We start from the raw sequence: 19948 nt of genomic DNA, 5'->3' as shown, positions 1-19948 counted from the left end.
AACAACCGTTACAGACTGGAAATCCGCGCGTGTTGCTCGGCCAGCTTGCCCAGGGCCAGCTCAGCCTCGGCCAACTTGGCCCGTTCCTTCTCGATGACTTCGGCCGGCGCCTTGTCGACAAAGCCGGCGTTCGACAGCTTGCCGCCAACGCGCTGGACTTCACCCTTCAGGCGCAGGATTTCCTTGTCCAGGCGCGCCAGTTCGGCGGCCTTGTCGATCAGCCCGGCCATCGGCACCAGCACTTCCATCTCGCCAACCAACGCGGTGGCCGACAGCGGCGCCTCTTCGCCGGAAGCCAGCACGGTCACCGATTCAAGCTTCGCCAGCTTCTTGAGCAGCGCTTCGTTCTCATTGAGGCGGCGCAGGTCTTCGGCGCTGGCGTTTTTGAGGAACAGGGTCAGCGGCTTGCCCGGGCCGATGTTCATTTCGGCGCGGATGTTGCGCAGGCCGAGCATGAAGGTCTTCAGCCACTCGATGTCGTCTTCGGCCGCCGGATCGATGCGGCTCTCGTTGGCCACCGGCCACGGTTGCAGCATGATCGTCTTGCCCTGTGCACCAGCCAGCGGCGCGACGCGCTGCCAGATCTCCTCGGTGATGAACGGCATGAACGGATGCGCCAGGCGCAAGGCCACTTCCAATACCCGAACCAAGGTGCGACGGGTGCCGCGCTGGCGCTCGACCGGAGCGTTTTCGTCCCACAAAACCGGCTTGGACAGTTCCAGGTACCAGTCGCAATACTGGTTCCAGATGAACTCGTACAGCGCTTGCGCCGCCAGGTCGAAACGGAACTGGTCGAGTTGGCGGGTTACTTCGGCTTCGGTGCGTTGCAGCTGGGAAATGATCCAGCGATCCGCCAGGGTCAGCTCGTAGGCTTCGCCGTTCTGGCCGCAATCTTCGCCTTTATCCAACACGTAACGCGCGGCGTTCCAGATCTTGTTGCAGAAGTTGCGATAGCCTTCGACGCGGCCCATGTCGAACTTGATGTCGCGACCGGTGGATGCCAGCGAACAGAAAGTGAAACGCAGGGCATCGGTGCCGTAGCTGGCGATGCCGTCCGCGAATTCTTCGCGGGTGGCTTTCTCGATCTTCTTCGCCAGTTTTGGCTGCATCAGGCCGGAGGTGCGTTTCTGCACCAGGGTTTCCAAGTCGATGCCGTCGATGATGTCCAGCGGATCCAGGACGTTGCCCTTGGACTTGGACATCTTCTGGCCCTGGCCGTCGCGCACCAGGCCATGGACGTAAACGGTCTTGAACGGCACCTGCGGGGTACCGTCTTCGTTTTTCATCAAGTGCATGGTCATCATGATCATCCGGGCGACCCAGAAGAAAATGATGTCGAAGCCGGTGACCAGCACGTCGGTGGAGTGGAATTTCTTCAGGAATTCGGTCTGCTGCGGCCAGCCTAGGGTGGAGAAGGTCCACAGGCCGGAGCTGAACCAGGTATCGAGCACGTCGTTGTCCTGTTGCAGGGCAACGTCCGGGCCGAGGTTGTGCTTGGCGCGGACTTCGGCTTCATCACGGCCAACGTAGACCTTGCCCGACTCGTCGTACCAGGCCGGGATGCGATGACCCCACCACAGCTGACGGCTGATGCACCAATCCTGGATGTCGCGCATCCACGAGAAGTACATGTTTTCGTATTGCTTGGGCACGAACTGGATGCGGCCGTCTTCCACGGCGGCAATCGCCGGCTCGGCCAATGGCTTGGTGGACACGTACCATTGATCGGTCAGCCACGGCTCGATGATGGTGCCGGAACGGTCGCCTTTCGGGACTTTCAGGGCGTGATCATCGACGCTCACCAGCAGGCCGGCGGCTTCGAAGGCCGCGACGATCTGCTTGCGTGCCTCGAAGCGCTCCAGGCCGGCGAATTCGGCCGGAATCTGGCCGTCGACGTTCTCGTTCAGCGTGCCATCGAGGTTGAATACCTGGGCTGCTGGCAAGACATTGGCGTTCTTGTCGAAGATGTTCAGCAGCGGCAGGTTGTGTCGCTTGCCGACTTCGTAGTCGTTGAAATCGTGGGCCGGGGTGATTTTCACGCAACCGGTGCCGAATTCAGGGTCGCAATAATCGTCGCCGATGATCGGAATACGACGGCCCACCAACGGCAGCTCGACAAACTTGCCGATCAATGCCTGATAGCGCTCGTCGTTCGGGTTCACCGCCACGGCGGCGTCGCCGAGCATGGTTTCCGGACGGGTAGTGGCAACGATCAGGTAATCCTTGCCTTCGGCGGTTTTGGCGCCGTCGGCCAGCGGGTACTTCAGGTTCCACAGGAAACCCTTCTCGTCGTGGTTCTCCACTTCGAGGTCGGAAATCGCCGTGTGCAGCTTGGTGTCCCAGTTGACCAGGCGCTTGCCGCGGTAAATCAGACCGTCTTCATGCAGGCGCACGAAGGCTTCCTTCACCGCTTCCGAGAGGCCGTCGTCCATGGTGAAGCGCTCGCGGCTCCAGTCCACGGACGAACCGAGGCGGCGGATCTGGCGGGTGATGTTACCGCCGGACTCCTCTTTCCATTCCCAGACTTTCTCCAGGAATTTTTCGCGACCCAGGTCATGACGGTTCTGGCCCTGGGCTTCGAGGCGGCGCTCCACCAACATCTGGGTGGCGATACCGGCGTGGTCGGTGCCCGGTTGCCACAACGTATTACGACCTTGCATGCGACGGAAACGGATCAGGGCGTCCATGATCGCGTTGTTGAAACCGTGGCCCATGTGCAGGCTGCCGGTGACATTCGGCGGCGGGATCATGATGGTGTAGGAATCGCCCGCGCCTTGCGGAGCGAAATAATTCTCGGACTCCCAGGTGTTGTACCAGGAAGTTTCAATGGCGTGCGGCTGGTAGGTCTTATCCATGCGCGGCGGGACCCTATAGGCATTTATTCAGGAAAAGCCGGGAAGTATAGCGGGCAGGGCTGGTGCAAGCCACAAGCTGCGATGAATGCGGAGACAGTTGACCCCTGTGGGCGCGAGCTTGCTCGCGATAAGGCCATCACATTCAACATCGATGGTGACTGACAGCCCGCTATCGCGAGCAGGCTCGCTCCCACAGGATGTTCACAATGAGGCGGAGGACGCTATTCGTACTGGCTCAACAACCGCTCCATCCGCGCATCCAACCGGCGCTTGATCTCGGTCTCGATATGCGGTGCGAAGTCGTCGATGACGTCTTGCATGATCAGTTGCGCGGCGGCACGAAGTTCCCGGTCCAGGTGTAGCAGGGCGTCGGGGCCTTTCGGTTCTGCCTTGATGGCTGGCTGGGGTTCAGGCTGGCCGTTGATCGGGTCGAACAGCAGCGGGATCTGTTCGTCATGCACCGGCTCGTGCTCCACCGTATCGGTCAGCAGCGGCGGTTGCAGGTTGTCATCGCCGAGCAGTTGGCGGATCGACTCGAGGTCATCCAGCAGTTGCGCGGGTTTTTGCGAAGGTTTTGGAGTATCCATCGTAGGCTCAGAGTCGCTGTAAACGGTGGTCTTGCAGAGGATAGCCCTGTTCACGGTAGAAACGGAAACTCTCCCGAGCGGCTTGCCGGATGGCCGGGTCTTCCACCACCACTTCCGCCACGCGGGCGAAGCGCTGGGCGAAGGCCGGCACTTTCAGGTCGAGGTTGACTAGCAGGTCGTGGTGTTGCCCGCAGTCATTCCCAAGCCCGAGTACGATCAAGCCCTCGGGTTCGTTTTCGGCAGGGCCATGGGGCACGAAGCTCTCGCCCTTGAACGCCCACAAGCGCGCATCGAGGTCGTCACGCTGGGCGGCATCGCTGCAATGCAGGTAGATGCGATGGCCCATGCGCCAGGCCTTTTCGGTGAGTTTGCAGGCGAAATCCAGCCGCGCCGAGGGATCGGCGCTGGGCAGGATATAGAAATCGACTTTGGTCATTGCGGTTCCTGGATCGCCGATGCGCCGCCCGAAGGCGACGTACCGGCGATCATCAGTGTCAGGCTTTGGCGCGGTCCAGCAGGTACTGGGTCAACAGGGGGACCGGACGGCCGGTGGCGCCCTTGTCCTTGCCGCCGCTGGTCCAGGCCGTGCCGGCGATGTCCAGGTGCGCCCAATTCAAGTTCTTGGTGAAGCGCGACAGGAAGCACGCCGCCGTGATGGTCCCGGCTTTCGGGCCGCCGATGTTGGCAATGTCGGCGAATGGGCTGTCCAGCTGTTCCTGGTACTCGTCGAACAACGGCAGTTGCCAGGCGCGGTCGTCGGCTTGCTGGCCGGCGCTCAGCAATTGGGCGATCAGCTCGTCATTGTTGCCCAGCAGGCCCGAGGTATGGGCGCCCAAGGCAACCACGCAGGCGCCGGTCAGAGTGGCGATGTCGATCACCGCTTGCGGCTTGAAGCGTTCGGAGTAGGTGAGGGCGTCGCACAGCACCAAGCGGCCTTCGGCGTCGGTGTTGAGGATTTCGACAGTCTGGCCGCTCATGGTGGTGACGATGTCGCCAGGGCGCGACGCCGTGCCGCTGGGCATGTTCTCGGCGCAGGCGAGGATGCACACCAGGTTGATCGGCAATTGCAGTTCGAGCACGGCGCGCAGGGTGCCGAACACGCTGGCGGCGCCGCCCATGTCATATTTCATTTCGTCCATGCCGGCGCCGGGCTTGAGGCTGATGCCGCCGGTGTCAAAGGTGATGCCCTTGCCGACCAGCGCGTACGGCTTCTCGGATTTCTTGCCACCGTTGTATTGCATGACGATCAGGCGCGGCGGCTGGGCGCTGCCCTGGCCGACGGCATAGAACGAGCCCATGCCCAGGTCCTTGATCTTCTTCTCGTCGAAGACCTCGACCTTGAGACCCTTGAATTCCTTGCCAAGCGCCTTGGCCTGTTCGCCCATGAAAGTCGGGTGGCAGATGTTCGGCGGCAGGTTTCCCAGGTCACGGGTGAAAGCCATGCCGTTGGCAATGGCGGTGGCATGGGTCACGGCGCGCTGGACTTCGGCCTGGGCGGCCTTGATGGTCAGCAGGGTGATTTTCTTCAGGGCGCGCGGTTCGGCTTTCTGGCTCTTGAAGCGGTCGAACTGGTACTCGCCGTCAATCAGGGTTTCGGCCAGCAGGCGATTCTTGCCGTAGCTGTCGCGGCCTTTGACTATCAGTTCGTCCAGCGCCAGTGCAGCGTCGCCGCCACCGAGGTTTTTCAGGGTGGCCAGCACGCCGGCGATGATCTTGCGCAACGGACGGTCGCCCAGTTCGGCGTCCTTGCCCACGCCCACCAGCAGCACACGGTCGGCCTTGAGGTTGGGCAGGTTGTGCAGCAACAGGCTCTGGCCGACCTTGCCGGCCAGGTCGCCGCGCTTGAGCACGGCGCTGATTGCACCGCCGCTCAGGGCGTCGAGCTGGCTGGCAACGACGCCGAGCTTGCGGTTTTCACCCACGGCAACCACCAGGGTGGCGGTCTTCAACGTTTCTGGGCTGACGCTTTTTACAACCAGTTCCATGTCCGGATCCTTGAGTCAATGGTCAAGAGGCCAGGCGCCACGACGACATTGGCGCGCTGAACAGCTGTCTTCTATAAAAAGAAGCGCCGGGCTTGCCGGCGACAAAGGCGGCAGTTTGAACCTCGGCGCCCGAGCCTGACAACCCTGGCAATCGTTAACTTTTTGGCCATGAAGCGTCTGCTTAAAGCGTGCGCAGTGACAGGCGCCTCCAATCACAGGATAATGCGGCTCTTTTTTCGGCGGCTCGCGTTGTGGGCCGGCTCGATACGTTTGCTAGTTTGGCCGCCTTAGGGTTTGTATGAAAAGTCGCGCAGGCGCTTCTCGTACAAGGCCCAGCCTGACAATCCTGGAGTGTCTGGTTTGATCGTCTTCCGTTACCTATCCCGCGAAGTCCTGTTGACCCTGAGCGCCGTCAGCGCCGTGCTGCTGGTCATCATCATGAGCGGGCGCTTCATCAAATACCTCGCCCAGGCGGCCTCCGGTGCCTTGGACCCGGGCTCCCTGTTCCTGATCATGGGGTTCCGCCTGCCGGGCTTCCTGCAATTGATTCTGCCGCTGGGGCTGTTCCTCGGCATCCTGCTGGCCTATGGGCGCTTGTATCTGGACAGCGAAATGACCGTGCTGTCGGCCACCGGCATGAGCCAGCAACGGCTGTTCCGCATCACCTTGTTCCCGGCAACGCTCGTGGCGCTGGTGGTCGCGTGGCTGAGCCTGAGCCTGTCGCCGCAAGGGGCCAACCAGTTCCAGCTGTTGATCAACCAGCAGGACGCCATGACCGAATTCGACACCTTGGTACCGGGGCGCTTCCAGGCCCTGCGGGACGGGACGCGGGTCACTTATACCGAACAACTCTCGGACGATCGCATCGACCTGGGCGGCGTCTTCATTACCCAGAAGAATGTGTCTTCTGACACCAAGAAGGATCGGGGCATTTCCGTGCTGGTGGCTGAAAAGGGTCGCCAGGAAATCAACCCCGACGGCAACCGCTACCTGATCCTTGAAAATGGCTATCGGTACGATGGCACGCCAGGCCAGGCCAACTACCGGGCGATCAAGTACGACACCTACGGCGTATTGCTACCCAAGCCGGAGGCCAGCGACGAAGTCACCGATCGTGATGCCATGTCCACGGCCAGCCTGCTGGGCAACGACGACATCCGCGCCCGCACCGAGCTGCAATGGCGCCTGTCGCTGCCGCTGCTGGTATTTATCGTGACGCTCATGGCGGTTCCGCTGTCGCGGGTCAATCCGCGCCAGGGCCGTTTCCTCAAGTTGTTGCCGGCGATTCTTTTGTATATGGCTTACCTGACCATCCTGATTTCCGCCCGCAGCGCCCTGGAGAAAGGCAAGATCCCGCCGACGCTGGGCCTGTGGTGGGTGCATTCGATATTCCTGGCCATTGGCCTGGGGCTGCTCTACTGGGAGCCACTGCGCCTGAAGCTCGCAAGTCGTCGCAGCGCGCTGGAGGTGGCCCGTGGTTAAGCTCGATCGCTACATCGGCAGCAGCGTATTCATGGCGATCCTCGCCGTATTGGGGATCATTCTTGGCCTGGCGACCTTGTTCGCGTTCATTGATGAAATGGGCGATGTCAGCGATACCTATACGCTGCTGGACGTGGCGAGCTACGTATTGCTGACCGCGCCGCGCCGCTTGTACGACATGCTGCCGATGGCCGCATTGATCGGCTGCCTGATCGGCCTGGGCAGCCTGGCGAGCAACAGCGAACTGACCATCATGCGCGCCGCTGGCGTGTCCATCGGTCGGATCGTCTGGGCGGTGATGAAACCCATGCTGGTGCTGATGCTGGTGGGTGTGCTGATCGGCGAGTACGTCGCCCCGGCCACCGAGAATACCGCCCAGGCCAACCGCTCCCTGGCCCAGGGCGGCGGTGACGCGCAAAGCGCCAAGCACGGTCTGTGGCACCGCCAGGGCGAAGAGTTCATCCATATCAACTCGGTCCAACCCAACGGAACCTTGTATGGCGTGACCCGCTACCGTTTCGACGATCAGCGGCATATGTTGTCCTCCAGCTTCGCCAAGCGGGCCCAATTCGCCGACGATCACTGGCAACTGAGCGATGTCACCACCACGCTGTTCCATGACAAGCGCACCGAAGTCGTCACCGCACCGCAGGAACGTTGGGACGTGGCGCTCAGCCCGCAGCTGCTCAGCACCGTGGTCATGGCGCCGGACTCGTTGTCCATCACCGGATTGTGGGGGTACATCCATTACCTGGCGGACCAGGGCCTGAACAACGGTCGCTACTGGCTGGCTTTTTGGGTCAAGGTGTTGCAACCGCTGGTGACCGCTGCGCTGGTGTTGATGGCCATCTCCTTCATCTTCGGTCCGCTGCGCTCCGTGACCCTTGGCCAACGGGTATTCACCGGTGTGCTGGTGGGCTTTACTTTCCGCATTGCCCAGGATCTGCTCGGGCCATCGAGCCTGGTGTTCGGCTTCTCGCCATTGTTCGCGGTGCTGGTGCCGGCCGGTGTCTGCGCGTTGGCCGGGCTCTGGCTGTTGCGCCGGGCAGGTTGATTCAACGCTCGATGTGGCGAGCAAGCATCCTCGCCACACATGCTCATCGACAGGCGAGCGTGACGCTTGCGCGGTGTATCGGGTACAATTCCCGGCTATTTTTCGGCGGGCCATGCCTGCAGCCTTTTTGAGTGTTGATCCGTGAGTGATTTGAGTCATATCCGCAATTTCTCCATCATCGCCCACATTGACCATGGCAAGTCGACGCTGGCTGATCGCTTCATCCAGATGTGCGGCGGCCTGGCCGAGCGTGAAATGGAAGCCCAGGTCCTGGACTCCATGGACCTCGAGCGTGAACGCGGGATCACCATCAAGGCCCACAGCGTTACCCTTTACTACAAGGCTCGCGACGGCATTACCTACCAGCTCAACTTCATCGATACCCCGGGCCACGTCGACTTCACCTATGAAGTCAGCCGGTCGCTGGCGGCCTGTGAAGGTGCGTTGCTGGTGGTCGATGCCGGCCAGGGCGTCGAGGCCCAGTCGGTCGCCAACTGCTACACGGCCATCGAGCAGGGCCTGGAAGTCATGCCGGTGCTGAACAAGATCGACCTGCCACAGGCCGATCCGGACCGCGTGAAAGAAGAAATCGAAAAAATCATCGGCATCGATGCCACCGACGCGGTCACGTGCAGCGCCAAGACCGGCCTGGGCGTGGATGAAGTGCTCGAGCGCCTCGTCACCACCATTCCCGCGCCGACCGGCAATATCGAAGATCCGCTGCAAGCGTTGATCATCGACTCCTGGTTCGATAACTACCTGGGCGTGGTTTCCCTGGTTCGCGTGCGCCATGGCCGCGTGAAGAAGGGCGACAAGATCCTGGTCAAGTCCACCGGCAAGATCCACCTGGTGGACAGCGTCGGTGTCTTCAACCCGAAACACACCGCTACCACCGACCTGAAGGCCGGTGAAGTGGGCTTCATCATCGCGGGTATCAAGGACATTCATGGGGCGCCGGTGGGCGATACCCTGACCTTGAGTTCCACCCCGGATGTCGATGTGCTGCCAGGCTTCAAACGCATCCAGCCACAGGTCTACGCCGGCCTGTTCCCGGTCAGTTCCGACGACTTCGAAGACTTCCGCGAAGCCCTGCAAAAGCTGACCCTGAACGACTCGTCCCTGCAGTACACCCCGGAAAGTTCCGACGCCCTGGGCTTCGGCTTCCGTTGCGGGTTCCTCGGCATGCTGCACATGGAAATCATCCAGGAGCGCCTGGAGCGCGAGTACGACCTGGACCTGATCACCACGGCGCCGACGGTAATCTTCGAGCTGCTGCTCAAGAACGGCGAGACTATCTACGTCGACAACCCGTCCAAGCTGCCGGACCTGTCGGCCATCGAAGACATGCGCGAGCCGATCGTGAGGGCCAACATCCTTGTGCCTCAGGAGCACCTGGGCAACGTCATTACCCTGTGCATCGAGAAGCGCGGCGTGCAGCACGACATGCTGTTCCTCGGCTCGCAGGTCCAGGTGACCTACGACCTGCCGATGAACGAAGTGGTGCTGGACTTCTTCGATCGCCTGAAATCCACCAGCCGCGGCTATGCTTCGCTGGACTATCATTTCGATCGTTACCAATCGGCTAATCTGGTGAAACTGGATGTGCTGATCAACGGCGAAAAAGTCGATGCCCTGGCATTGATCGTGCACCGCGACAACGCGCACTACAAAGGTCGTGCGTTGACCGAGAAGATGAAGGAGCTGATTCCGCGGCAGATGTTCGATGTGGCAATCCAGGCCGCCATTGGCGGGCAGATTGTGGCGCGTACAACCGTCAAGGCACTCAGAAAGAACGTATTGGCCAAATGCTACGGCGGCGATGTCAGCCGTAAGCGCAAGCTGTTGGAAAAGCAGAAGGCCGGTAAAAAACGCATGAAGCAGGTCGGCAACGTGGAAATTCCACAGGAAGCCTTCCTCGCGGTGCTCAGGTTGGATAGTTAGGTCCTATGTCGCTAAATTTCCCGCTGTTGCTGGTTATCGCCGTGTTTGTCTGCGGCCTGTTGGCGTTGCTTGATCTGTTGTTCCTGGCGCCTCGGCGCCGGGCCGCCATTGCCTCTTATCAGGGCAGTGTCAGCCAGCCTGACGGCGTGGTCATTGAAAAGCTCAACAAGGAACCGCTGCTTGTCGAGTACGGCAAGTCGTTCTTCCCGGTGCTGTTCATCGTGCTGGTGCTGCGCTCGTTCCTGGTGGAGCCGTTCCAGATTCCGTCCGGTTCGATGAAGCCCACCCTGGATGTGGGCGACTTCATCCTGGTGAACAAGTTTTCCTATGGGATCCGGCTGCCAGTGATCGACAAGAAGGTCATCGAGATCGGCGACCCGCAACGCGGCGACGTGATGGTGTTCCGCTTCCCAAGCGACCCGAACGTCAACTACATCAAGCGTGTGGTGGGCCTGCCGGGCGACAAGATCCGCTATACGGCCGACAAACGCTTGTTCGTCAATGGCGAACTGGTTGCCGAGCAGTTGATCGGTTCCGAACCGGGCACGCTGGGCAGTGCCGAGCTCTACAAGGAAAAACTCGGCGAGGCAGAACACCAGATCCGCAAGGAAATGAGCCGCTACCGCGCCACGCCGGACCATTCATGGACCGTGCCGGCCGGGCACTATTTCATGATGGGCGACAACCGCGACAACTCCAACGACAGCCGTTACTGGGATGATCCGAACATACCCAAGGACATGTTGGGCATGGTCCCCGACCGCAATATCGTCGGCAAGGCCTTTGCGGTCTGGATGAGCTGGCCGGAACCCAAACTCAGCCACCTGCCGAACTTCTCGCGGGTAGGGTTGATCAAGTAATCACACACGGCGCTGTTGAACACAGCGCCGAATGCATTTCTGGAGCCTGCACAAGGCTGCCCGAAGGCATGAAGCCAACGATAGTCAGGACGTCATTTTTGAACACAGCGTTAATTGTCCCAAGCCAACGGCGCCTTGCCGCCGTGGCGGTGGAATCCAGCCACGAACTCAGCGTGGGTAAACCGTGAGCGTTTCTCTAAGCCGCCTCGAGCGTCAGCTCGGCTACACCTTCAAGGATCAGGAGCTGATGCTCCTGGCCCTCACTCACCGCAGTTTTGCCGGGCGCAACAACGAGCGCCTGGAATTCCTCGGCGATGCCATCCTCAATTTCGTCGCCGGCGAGGCGTTGTTCGAACGCTTTCCCCTGGCTCGCGAAGGCCAGTTGTCGCGTTTGCGCGCAAGGCTCGTGAAAGGTGAGACCCTGGCCGTATTGGCGCGGGGTTTCGACTTGGGCGAGTACCTGCGCCTGGGTTCCGGCGAACTGAAAAGCGGTGGTTTCCGCCGCGAATCGATCCTCGCCGACGCCCTGGAGGCATTGATTGGCGCGATCTACCTGGACTCGGGCATGGAAATGGCGCGCGAGCGCGTGCTGGCCTGGCTGACTTCCGAGATCGACAGCCTGACGCTGGTGGACACCAACAAGGACCCCAAGACCCGCTTGCAGGAATTTTTGCAATCGCGCAGTTGCGAACTGCCACGCTACGAAGTGGTGGATATCCAGGGGGAACCGCATTGCCGAACCTTTTTCGTCGAATGCGAAGTGGTCTTATTGAATGAAAAAAGCCGTGGCCAGGGCGTGAGCCGTCGTATCGCCGAACAGGTAGCGGCCGCCGCAGCACTGATCGCCTTGGGCGTGGAGAATGGCAATGACTGATACAACCGTCACCCGATGCGGCTATGTCGCCATTGTCGGTCGGCCGAACGTGGGCAAGTCCACGTTGCTGAACCACATCCTGGGCCAGAAGCTGGCGATCACCTCGCGCAAGCCTCAGACCACGCGCCACAACATGCTGGGCATCAAGACCGAAGGCGATGTGCAGGCGATCTACGTCGATACTCCGGGAATGCACAAGGGCGGTGAGAAGGCCCTGAACCGCTACATGAACAAGACTGCCTCGGCAGCGTTGAAAGACGTTGACGTGGTGATCTTCGTGGTCGACCGCACCAAGTGGACCGAAGAAGACCAGATGGTCCTCGAGCGCGTCCAATACGTGACCGGTCCCTTGATCGTGGCGCTGAACAAGACCGACCGCATCGAAGACAAGGCAGAGCTGATGCCGCACCTGACCTGGTTGCAGGAACAGTTGCCGAACGCGCAAATCATCCCGATTTCCGCCCAACACGGTCACAACCTCGACGCGCTGGAGCGGGTGATCGCCGAGCACCTGCCGGAAAACGATCATTTCTTTCCCGAAGACCAGATCACCGACCGCAGCAGCCGTTTCCTCGCCGCCGAGCTGGTGCGCGAGAAAATCATGCGCCAGATGGGCGCCGAGCTGCCGTACCAGATCACGGTGGAGATCGAGGAATTCAAGCAACAGGGCAAGACCCTGCACATCCATGCCTTGATTCTCGTCGAACGTGATGGCCAGAAGAAGATCATCATTGGCGACAAGGGCGAGCGCATCAAGCGCATCGGCACCGAGGCGCGCAAGGACATGGAGCTGCTGTTCGACTCCAAGATCATGCTCAACCTGTGGGTCAAGGTGAAAGGCGGCTGGTCCGATGACGAGCGCGCGTTGCGTTCGCTGGGTTACGGCGACCTGTAATCGTTAATGTGAGTACATGAATGCCACTGTGGGAGCGAGCCTGCTCGCGATAGCGGTCTGTCAGTCAACATCCCTGTTGAATATCAGTCCCTCATCGCGAGCAGGCTCGCTCCCACAGTTGTTTGTGGTTGCCGGTAAAATTGCGTTTGTTCATTGAGAACCCAGATGTCTGCGACCCAACCCACCGCCCAACCCGCCTATGTCCTCCACAGCCGCGCCTACCGCGAAAGCAGCGCCCTGGTGGACTTCCTCACGCCCCAAGGGCGGCTGAGAGCGGTGTTGCGTGGGGCTCGGGGCAAGGCCGGGACGCTGGCGCGGCCGTTCGTCCCATTGGACGTCGAGTTTCGCGGCAGGGGCGAATTGAAGAATGTCGGGCGCATGGAAAGCAACGGCGTCGCTGCCTGGCTCAACGGCGAAGCGCTGTTCAGTGGTTTGTACCTCAATGAACTGCTGATCCGCCTGCTCCCCGCCGAGGATCCTCATCCTGAAGTCTTCGACCACTATGCCGCCACGCTGCTGGCCCTGGCCGAAGGTCGCCCTCTGGAGCCATTGCTGCGCTCTTTCGAATGGCGCCTGCTGGACGATCTGGGCTACGGTTTTTCCCTCGACACCGACCTGCACGGACAACCCATCGCGGCGGACGGCCTCTACCGCTTACAGGTGGACGCGGGCCTGGAGCAGGTCTACCAGTTGCAACCCGGGTTGTTCAATGGCGTTGAGCTTCTTGCCATGGCCGAGGCCGACTGGACCGCGCCCGGTGCATTGGCGGCGGCCAAGCGTTTGATGCGCCAAGCCCTGGCGGTTCATTTGGGCGGCCGGCCGCTGGTCAGTCGCGAGCTGTTTCGCAAGCCCTGATCTACCCGTATGCTGTGGGCCGAATCTCTGTCCATTCAGGAGCGCTTTTCGTGAGCACCAGCAATCGCATTCTTCTCGGCGTGAACATCGACCATGTCGCCACCCTGCGCCAGGCCCGAGGTACTCGCTACCCGGATCCGGTCAAGGCCGCACTGGATGCCGAAGAGGCGGGCGCCGATGGCATTACCGTGCACCTGCGCGAGGACCGTCGCCACATCCAGGAGCGCGATGTGCTGCTGCTCAAGGATGTGCTGCAAACCCGCATGAATTTCGAAATGGGCGTGACCGAAGAAATGATGGCCTTTGCCGAGCGCATCCGCCCTGCGCACATCTGCCTGGTCCCGGAAACCCGTCAGGAGCTGACCACCGAAGGCGGCCTGGACGTGGCGGGGCAGGAGGCGCGGATCAAGGCCGCGGTGGAGCGGCTGTCGAAGATGGGCGCCGAGGTGTCGCTGTTCATCGACGCCGACGAGCGGCAGATCGAAGCCTCCAAGCGGGTCGGGGCGCCGGCCATCGAGCTGCACACCGGGCGCTACGCCGATGCCCAGACCCCCACGGACGTGGCCGATGAGCTGCAACGGGTGGCAGACGGCGTCACCTTTGGCCTGGCCCAGGGCCTGATCGTCAACGCCGGCCACGGCCTGCATTATCACAACGTCGAAGCTGTCGCCGCCATCAAGGGCATCAACGAGCTGAACATCGGCCATGCGCTGGTGGCCCATGCGTTGTTTGTCGGGTTCAAGTCAGCTGTGTCGGAAATGAAGGCGCTGATCCTGGCAGCCGCTAAGCCTTAAAATCACTACGAGCCCTGTGGGAGCGAGCTTGCTCGCGATGACGCCCTGACAGCCAACATCGATATTGACTGTCAGTCTGCTATCGCGAGCAAGCTCGCTCCCACAGGGGGTATGCCTTAAAGTTGCGGTGATTCCTGGCTCGGCTTGCTCTTGTCGACACCCGGCACGTGCAGGTTGCCCTCGGCCACCTGGTTGCCTTCGAGCTGTGGCTGCGTCACCCAGGTCAGGATGTCGTAGTAGCGACGGATGTTCGCCACGAAATGCACCGGCTCCCCGCCCCGGGCGTAGCCGTAGCGGGTCTTGCTGTACCACTGCTTCTGGGACAGGCGCGGCAGGATTTTTTTCACATCCAGCCACTTGTTCGGATTCAGCCCTTCCTTGGCGGCGAGCTTGCGCGCGTCGTCCAGATGACCACTGCCCACGTTATAGGCGGCGAGGGCGAACCAGGTGCGGTCCGGTTCCTCGATGCTTTCATCCAGTTGTTCCTTCATATAGGCCAGGTACTTGGCGCCGCCCATGATGCTCTGCTTCGGATCGAGGCGGTTGGATACACCCATGGCCTGGGCGGTGTTCTGGGTCAGCATCATCAGGCCGCGCACACCGGTCTTGGAGGTCACCGTCGGTTGCCAGAGCGATTCCTGATAGCCGATGGCAGCCAGCAACCGCCAATCGACTTTTTCCTTCTTGGCGTAGGTCTTGAAATGCTGTTCGTATTTGGGCAGCCGCTGCTGCAGGTGCTGGGCAAACGTCGTTGCGCCCATATAGCCGAGGACGTCAACGTGGCCGTAGTAGCGATCCTTCAATCGCTGCAACGTGCCATTCTTCTGCACCTTGTTCAGGTAGGCGTTGATTTCATTGAGCAGGCTGTTGTCTTCGCCGGGGCCCACTGCCCAGCTCTGGCTGCGGGTGTCGCCCAGGTCGAACGCCACGCGCACGTTGGGGAAGTAGACCTGGTTCATCGCCACTTCGTTGGAGTCCACCAGCGTCAGGTCGATCTGGCCCTCGTCGACCATGCGCAGCAGGTCGACGACTTCAACGGCGTCGGATTCTTCGTATTCGATCCCAGGATATTGCTGCTTCAGCTGTGCCAATTGTTCGGCATGGGAGCTGCCCTTGAGCACCATGATCTTCTTGCCGGCCAGGGCCGCCGCGTCGGTGGGGCGCGACTGACCGTTGCGATAGATGATCTGCGGGGTGACTTCCAGGTAAGGGCTGGAAAAGCGAACCTGTTTTTTGCGCTGTTCGCTGCTGACCAGGCCTGCCGCGGCCAGCACCGGGCCGTTGGGCTTGCCGATCTGGCTGAACAGGTCGTCGAGGTTGTCGGCGGTCTCGATTTTCAGCTCGACCCCCAAATCCTCGGCGAAACGCTTCACCAGCTCGTATTCGAAGCCGGTTTCACCACTGCGATCCTGGAAGTAGGTGGCGGGGCTGTTCCGGGTAACGACCCGCAGCACGCCATCCTCCTTTACGCGCTCCAGTGTGTTGGGTTTCTCAACACAGCCACTGAGCACCAGGAAGAGTCCGGTTGCGATCAGCCATCTGGCGTACCGCGGACGCAAAGCCGTTGGGGAAAACATCTGCGCAGTATACGCAAACGGCCTCGACCGCCATATATCGACAGCAAAAGGCCAGTCTGATAGAGGTTGCAAAACGTGTCCGCAAGCCAAGCGGGCCGGCGCGCGGCAGGGCCCCGCAGGGATAAAAAATATCTCTGTGGCGCGGGCCGGATGGCCGGGTAATCAAGCTATCCGCGCCACGACCGACGTTCGGCTCGCACCTGACGTAGCGTTTCGGGTGCCGTTGGCAGCGGTTTAGGCTAGAATGCACGGCCTCAAAGCACACCCCTTCCCGAGGCTGTCCCGAAGATGTTGATCCTGCGCGGCGCTCCTGCCCTTTCTGCCTTTCGCCACAGCAAACTTCTTGAGCAACTGAGCCAGAAAGTACCGGCTGTCAGTGGCTTGTATGCTGAATTCGCTCACTTCGCCGAAGTTACCGGCGGTTTGACTGGCGACGAACAGCAGGTGCTCGCGCGCCTCCTGAAGTACGGCCCAAGTGTTCCAGTCCAGGAGCCAACCGGCCGCCTGTTCCTGGTGTTGCCGCGTTTCGGCACCATTTCGCCGTGGTCGAGCAAGGCCAGTGACATTGCTCGCAACTGCGGCCTGTCGAAGATCCAGCGCCTGGAGCGCGGCATTGCCTTTTATGTCGCCGGTGAGTTCAGCGAGGCCGAGGCCCAACTGATCGCCGAAGGCCTGCATGACCGCATGACCCAGGTCGTACTGGGCAACCTGGAGCAGGCCGCCGGCCTGTTCAGCCACGCCGAACCCAAGCCGCTGACCGCCATCGACGTATTGGGCGGTGGCCGCGCCGCGCTGGAAAAAGCCAACGCCGAGCTGGGCCTGGCCCTGGCCGAAGACGAGATCGATTACCTGGTCAACGCCTTCCAGGGCTTGAAGCGCAACCCCCACGACATCGAACTGATGATGTTCGCCCAGGCCAACTCCGAGCATTGCCGCCACAAGATCTTCAACGCCAGTTGGGACATTGACGGCCAGAGCCAGGAAAAAAGCCTGTTCGGCATGATCAAGAACACCTACCAGATGCACAACGAAGGTGTGCTGTCGGCCTACAAGGACAACGCCGCGGTGATCGTCGGCAATGTTGCCGGTCGCTTCTACCCGAACCCCGAGACCCGCCAGTACGGTGCGGTCCAGGAGCCGGTGCACATCCTGATGAAAGTCGAGACCCACAACCACCCGACCGCCATTGCCCCGTTCCCGGGCGCGTCCACCGGTTCCGGTGGCGAGATCCGCGACGAAGGCGCCACCGGTCGTGGTGCCAAGCCCAAGGCCGGCCTGACCGGCTTCACCGTGTCGAACCTGCAGATTCCTGGCTTCGAACAGCCGTGGGAAAAGCCGTACGGCAAGCCTGAGCGCATCGTCAACGCCCTCGACATCATGATCGAAGGCCCACTGGGCGGCGCGGCGTTCAACAACGAATTCGGCCGTCCGGCCCTGACCGGTTATTTCCGTACCTTCGAACAGTCCATCACCACCCCTCGCGGTGAAGAGGTTCGCGGTTATCACAAGCCGATCATGCTCGCAGGCGGCATGGGCAACATCCGCGCCGAACACGTGCAGAAAGGCGAGATCGTGGTCGGCTCCAAGCTGATCGTCCTCGGCGGCCCGGCCATGCTGATCGGCCTGGGCGGCGGCGCGGCTTCGTCCATGGCCACCGGCACCAGCTCGGCCGACCTGGATTTCGCGTCGGTCCAGCGGGAAAACCCGGAGATGGAACGCCGTTGCCAGGAAGTCATCGACCGTTGCTGGCAGTTGGGTGAGAACAACCCCATCAGCTTCATCCACGACGTCGGCGCGGGCGGCCTGTCCAACGCCTTCCCGGAACTGGTCAACGACGGTGGCCGTGGTGGCCGCTTCGAATTGCGCAACATTCCGAACGACGAGCCGGGCATGGCCCCGCACGAAATCTGGAGCAACGAATCCCAGGAGCGTTACGTCCTGGCGGTCGGCCCGGCTGACTTCGAGCGCTTCCAGGCCATTTGCGAGCGCGAGCGTTGCCCGTTCGCCGTGGTGGGTGAAGCCACCGCCGAGCCGCAACTGACCGTGACCGACAGCCACTTTGGCAACAGCCCGGTGGACATGCCGCTGGAAGTGCTGCTGGGCAAAGCCCCGCGCATGCACCGTTCGGCGGTTCGCGAAACCGAGCTGGGCGACGATTTCGATCCGTCCACCCTCGACATCGCCGATTCCATCGAGCGCGTGCTGCATCACCCGGCCGTGGCGAGCAAGAGCTTCCTGATCACCATCGGCGACCGCACCATCACCGGCCTCGTGGCACGTGATCAGATGGTCGGCCCATGGCAGGTGCCGGTGGCCGACGTGGCCGTGACCGCCACCAGCTTCGACGTCTACACTGGCGAAGCGATGGCCATGGGCGAGCGCACGCCGCTGGCGCTGCTGGACGCCCCGGCGTCGGGCCGCATGGCGATCGGTGAGACCCTGACCAACATCGCGGCCTCGCGCATCGGCAAGATTTCCGACATCAAGCTGTCGGCCAACTGGATGTCCGCCGCCGGTCACCCCGGTGAAGACGCGCGCTTGTACGACACCGTCAAGGCCGTCGGCATGGAACTGTGCCCTGAACTGGGCATCACCATTCCGGTGGGCAAGGACTCCATGTCCATGGCCACGCGCTGGAACGACGAAGGCGTGGACAAGAGCGTGACCTCGCCACTGTCGCTGATCGTGACCGGTTTCGCCCCGGTCACCGACATCCGCCAGACCCTGACCCCGCAACTGCGCATGGACAAGGGCACCACCGACCTGATCCTGATCGACCTGGGCCGTGGCCAGAACCGCATGGGCGCCTCGATCCTGGCCCAGGTGCACGGCAAGCTCGGCTCGCAAGCACCGGACGTCGACGATGCCGAAGACCTGAAGGCGTTCTTCGCCGTGATCCAGGGCCTGAACGCCGACGGTCACCTGTTGGCCTACCACGACCGTTCCGATGGCGGCTTGCTGACCACCGTGATGGAAATGGCTTTCGCCGGTCACTGCGGCTTGAACCTGACCCTGGACAGCGTGGCCGAGTCGGCCAGTGAGATCCCGGCGATCCTGTTCAACGAAGAGTTGGGTGCGGTGATCCAGGTTCGCCAGGACGCCACCCCGGACATCCTCGCCCAATTCAGCGCCGCCGGCCTGGCCGAGTGCGTCTCGGTCATCGGCCAGCCGATCAACAACGCCCACATCAATATCACCTTCAACGGCGACACCGTCTTCGAAGGCCAGCGTCGCTTGTTGCAGCGCCAGTGGGCCGAGACCAGCTACCAGATCCAGCGCCTGCGCGACAACGCTGAATGCGCCGAGCAGGAATTCGACGCGCTGCTGGAAGAAGACAACCCGGGCCTCAGCGCCAAGCTCAGCTTCGACGTCAACGAAAACGTGGCCGCGCCTTACATCAAGAAAGGCATTCGCCCGCAAGTGGCGGTCCTGCGCGAGCAGGGCGTCAACGGCCAGGTGGAGATGGCGGCGGCGTTCGACCGCGCCGGTTTCAGCGCGATCGACGTGCACATGAGCGACATCCTCGCCGGTCGTGTCGACCTGAATGACTTCAAGGGTATGGTCGCCTGCGGCGGCTTCTCCTACGGCGACGTGCTGGGCGCCGGTGAAGGCTGGGCCAAGTCGGCACTGTTCAACAGCCGCGCCCGCGATGCGTTCCAGGGCTTCTTCGAGCGCAACGACAGCTTCACCCTCGGTGTGTGCAACGGTTGCCAGATGATGTCCAACCTGCACGAGCTGATCCCGGGCAGCGAGTTCTGGCCGCACTTCGTGCGTAACCGTTCCGAGCAGTTCGAAGCCCGCGTCGCGATGGTCCAGGTGCAGGAGTCGAACTCGATCTTCCTGCAGGGCATGGCCGGTTCGCGCATGCCGATCGCCATCGCCCACGGTGAAGGCCATGCGGAGTTCCAGAGCGAGGAAGCGTTGCTTGAAGCCGACCTGTCCGGTTGTGTGTCGCTGCGTTTTGTCGACAACCACGGCAAGGTCACCGAAACCTACCCGGCCAACCCGAACGGCTCGCCGCGCGGGATCACCGGCCTGACCAGCCGCGACGGCCGCGTCACGATCATGATGCCGCACCCGGAGCGGGTGTTCCGCGCGGTGCAGAACTCGTGGCGTTCGGACGACTGGAACGAAGACGCGCCATGGATGCGCATGTTCCGCAACGCGCGCGTCTGGGTGAACTGAGGCG

At 61.7% G+C, this 19948-nt stretch carries 14 protein-coding genes; 9 read left to right on the top strand and 5 right to left on the bottom strand.

Annotated elements, in window-relative coordinates; genetic code table 11:
- Positions 1-8: 8 nt before the first annotated feature.
- The 4 genes from J3P92_RS20185 to J3P92_RS20170 all read right to left on the bottom strand — a co-directional run bounded on the left by J3P92_RS20185 (position 9) and on the right by J3P92_RS20170 (position 5427).
- Entirely contained in the window at positions 9-2855 is a 2847-nt protein-coding gene (locus tag J3P92_RS20185; RefSeq protein WP_434648828.1) for a valine--tRNA ligase, read from the bottom strand.
- Positions 2856-3076: 221 nt separating this feature from the next.
- Entirely contained in the window at positions 3077-3442 is a 366-nt protein-coding gene (locus J3P92_RS20180) for a DNA polymerase III subunit chi (protein ID WP_434648826.1), read from the bottom strand.
- Positions 3443-3449: 7 nt separating this feature from the next.
- On the bottom strand, positions 3450-3878 hold the full coding sequence (locus tag J3P92_RS20175; protein WP_420765365.1) for a DNA polymerase III subunit chi: 429 nt from the start codon (positions 3876-3878) through the stop codon (positions 3450-3452).
- A gap of 58 nt (positions 3879-3936) precedes the next feature.
- Entirely contained in the window at positions 3937-5427 is a 1491-nt protein-coding gene (locus tag J3P92_RS20170; protein WP_420765364.1) for a leucyl aminopeptidase, read from the bottom strand.
- Positions 5428-5787: 360 nt separating this feature from the next.
- Between J3P92_RS20170 and lptF the strand changes: the two genes are divergently transcribed.
- The 8 genes from lptF to pdxJ all read left to right on the top strand — a co-directional run bounded on the left by lptF (position 5788) and on the right by pdxJ (position 14182).
- Complete coding sequence (gene lptF, locus J3P92_RS20165) at positions 5788-6909, top strand: LPS export ABC transporter permease LptF (RefSeq protein ID WP_434560445.1); 1122 nt, start codon at positions 5788-5790, stop codon at positions 6907-6909.
- The gene (gene lptG / locus J3P92_RS20160) at positions 6902-7963 is read left to right on the top strand and encodes an LPS export ABC transporter permease LptG (protein ID WP_434648824.1); all 1062 of its coding nucleotides are present in this window, start codon (positions 6902-6904) and stop codon (positions 7961-7963) included. Before lptF ends, lptG begins: the two co-directional genes overlap by 8 nt.
- A gap of 141 nt (positions 7964-8104) precedes the next feature.
- Complete coding sequence (gene lepA, locus J3P92_RS20155; protein WP_245142437.1) at positions 8105-9904, top strand: translation elongation factor 4; 1800 nt, start codon at positions 8105-8107, stop codon at positions 9902-9904.
- A gap of 5 nt (positions 9905-9909) precedes the next feature.
- Positions 9910-10764 carry a signal peptidase I gene (lepB, locus tag J3P92_RS20150; protein ID WP_420765361.1) on the top strand — a complete coding sequence of 285 codons (855 nt, stop codon included), beginning with the start codon at positions 9910-9912 and terminating at the stop codon, positions 10762-10764.
- Positions 10765-10948: 184 nt separating this feature from the next.
- Positions 10949-11638: a ribonuclease III gene (rnc, locus tag J3P92_RS20145; protein ID WP_245142433.1), complete on the top strand. Its 690-nt coding sequence runs from the start codon at positions 10949-10951 to the stop codon at positions 11636-11638.
- Positions 11631-12533: a GTPase Era gene (gene era / locus J3P92_RS20140; RefSeq protein WP_039591481.1), complete on the top strand. Its 903-nt coding sequence runs from the start codon at positions 11631-11633 to the stop codon at positions 12531-12533. Before rnc ends, era begins: the two co-directional genes overlap by 8 nt.
- A gap of 165 nt (positions 12534-12698) precedes the next feature.
- Positions 12699-13388, top strand: a complete 690-nt coding sequence (gene recO, locus J3P92_RS20135) for a DNA repair protein RecO (protein WP_434648822.1) — start codon at positions 12699-12701, stop codon at positions 13386-13388.
- A gap of 50 nt (positions 13389-13438) precedes the next feature.
- Positions 13439-14182, top strand: coding sequence for a pyridoxine 5'-phosphate synthase (pdxJ, locus tag J3P92_RS20130; protein WP_434648820.1), 744 nt, complete (start codon positions 13439-13441; stop codon positions 14180-14182).
- Between the two features lie 116 nt (positions 14183-14298).
- Here the strand turns inward: pdxJ and mltF are convergent, their stop codons facing one another.
- Positions 14299-15759, bottom strand: a complete 1461-nt coding sequence (gene mltF / locus J3P92_RS20125) for a membrane-bound lytic murein transglycosylase MltF (RefSeq protein WP_420765358.1) — start codon at positions 15757-15759, stop codon at positions 14299-14301.
- Between the two features lie 288 nt (positions 15760-16047).
- Between mltF and purL the strand changes: the two genes are divergently transcribed.
- Positions 16048-19944: a phosphoribosylformylglycinamidine synthase gene (purL, locus tag J3P92_RS20120; RefSeq protein WP_420765357.1), complete on the top strand. Its 3897-nt coding sequence runs from the start codon at positions 16048-16050 to the stop codon at positions 19942-19944.
- Positions 19945-19948 lie beyond the last annotated feature (4 nt).

This window comes from Pseudomonas sp. D3-27 (assembly GCF_051132165.1).
Taxonomy (GTDB): domain Bacteria; phylum Pseudomonadota; class Gammaproteobacteria; order Pseudomonadales; family Pseudomonadaceae; genus Aquipseudomonas.
This window is presented reverse-complemented; position numbering and strand designations above follow the sequence as displayed.

Excerpts from the sequence above, each read along its gene's own strand:
- mltF (WP_420765358.1), bottom strand. The coding sequence starts at position 15,759 with ATGTTTTCCCCAACGGCTTTGCGTCCGCGGTACGCCAGATGGCTGATC.
- era (WP_039591481.1), top strand. The coding sequence starts at position 11,631 with ATGACTGATACAACCGTCACCCGATGCGGCTATGTCGCCATTGTCGGT.
- J3P92_RS20175 (WP_420765365.1), bottom strand. The coding sequence starts at position 3,878 with ATGACCAAAGTCGATTTCTATATCCTGCCCAGCGCCGATCCCTCGGCG.
- recO (WP_434648822.1), top strand. The coding sequence starts at position 12,699 with ATGTCTGCGACCCAACCCACCGCCCAACCCGCCTATGTCCTCCACAGC.
- J3P92_RS20180 (WP_434648826.1), bottom strand. The coding sequence starts at position 3,442 with ATGGATACTCCAAAACCTTCGCAAAAACCCGCGCAACTGCTGGATGAC.
- J3P92_RS20170 (WP_420765364.1), bottom strand. The coding sequence starts at position 5,427 with ATGGAACTGGTTGTAAAAAGCGTCAGCCCAGAAACGTTGAAGACCGCC.
- J3P92_RS20185 (WP_434648828.1), bottom strand. The coding sequence starts at position 2,855 with ATGGATAAGACCTACCAGCCGCACGCCATTGAAACTTCCTGGTACAAC.
- lepB (WP_420765361.1), top strand. The coding sequence starts at position 9,910 with ATGTCGCTAAATTTCCCGCTGTTGCTGGTTATCGCCGTGTTTGTCTGC.
- purL (WP_420765357.1), top strand. The coding sequence starts at position 16,048 with ATGTTGATCCTGCGCGGCGCTCCTGCCCTTTCTGCCTTTCGCCACAGC.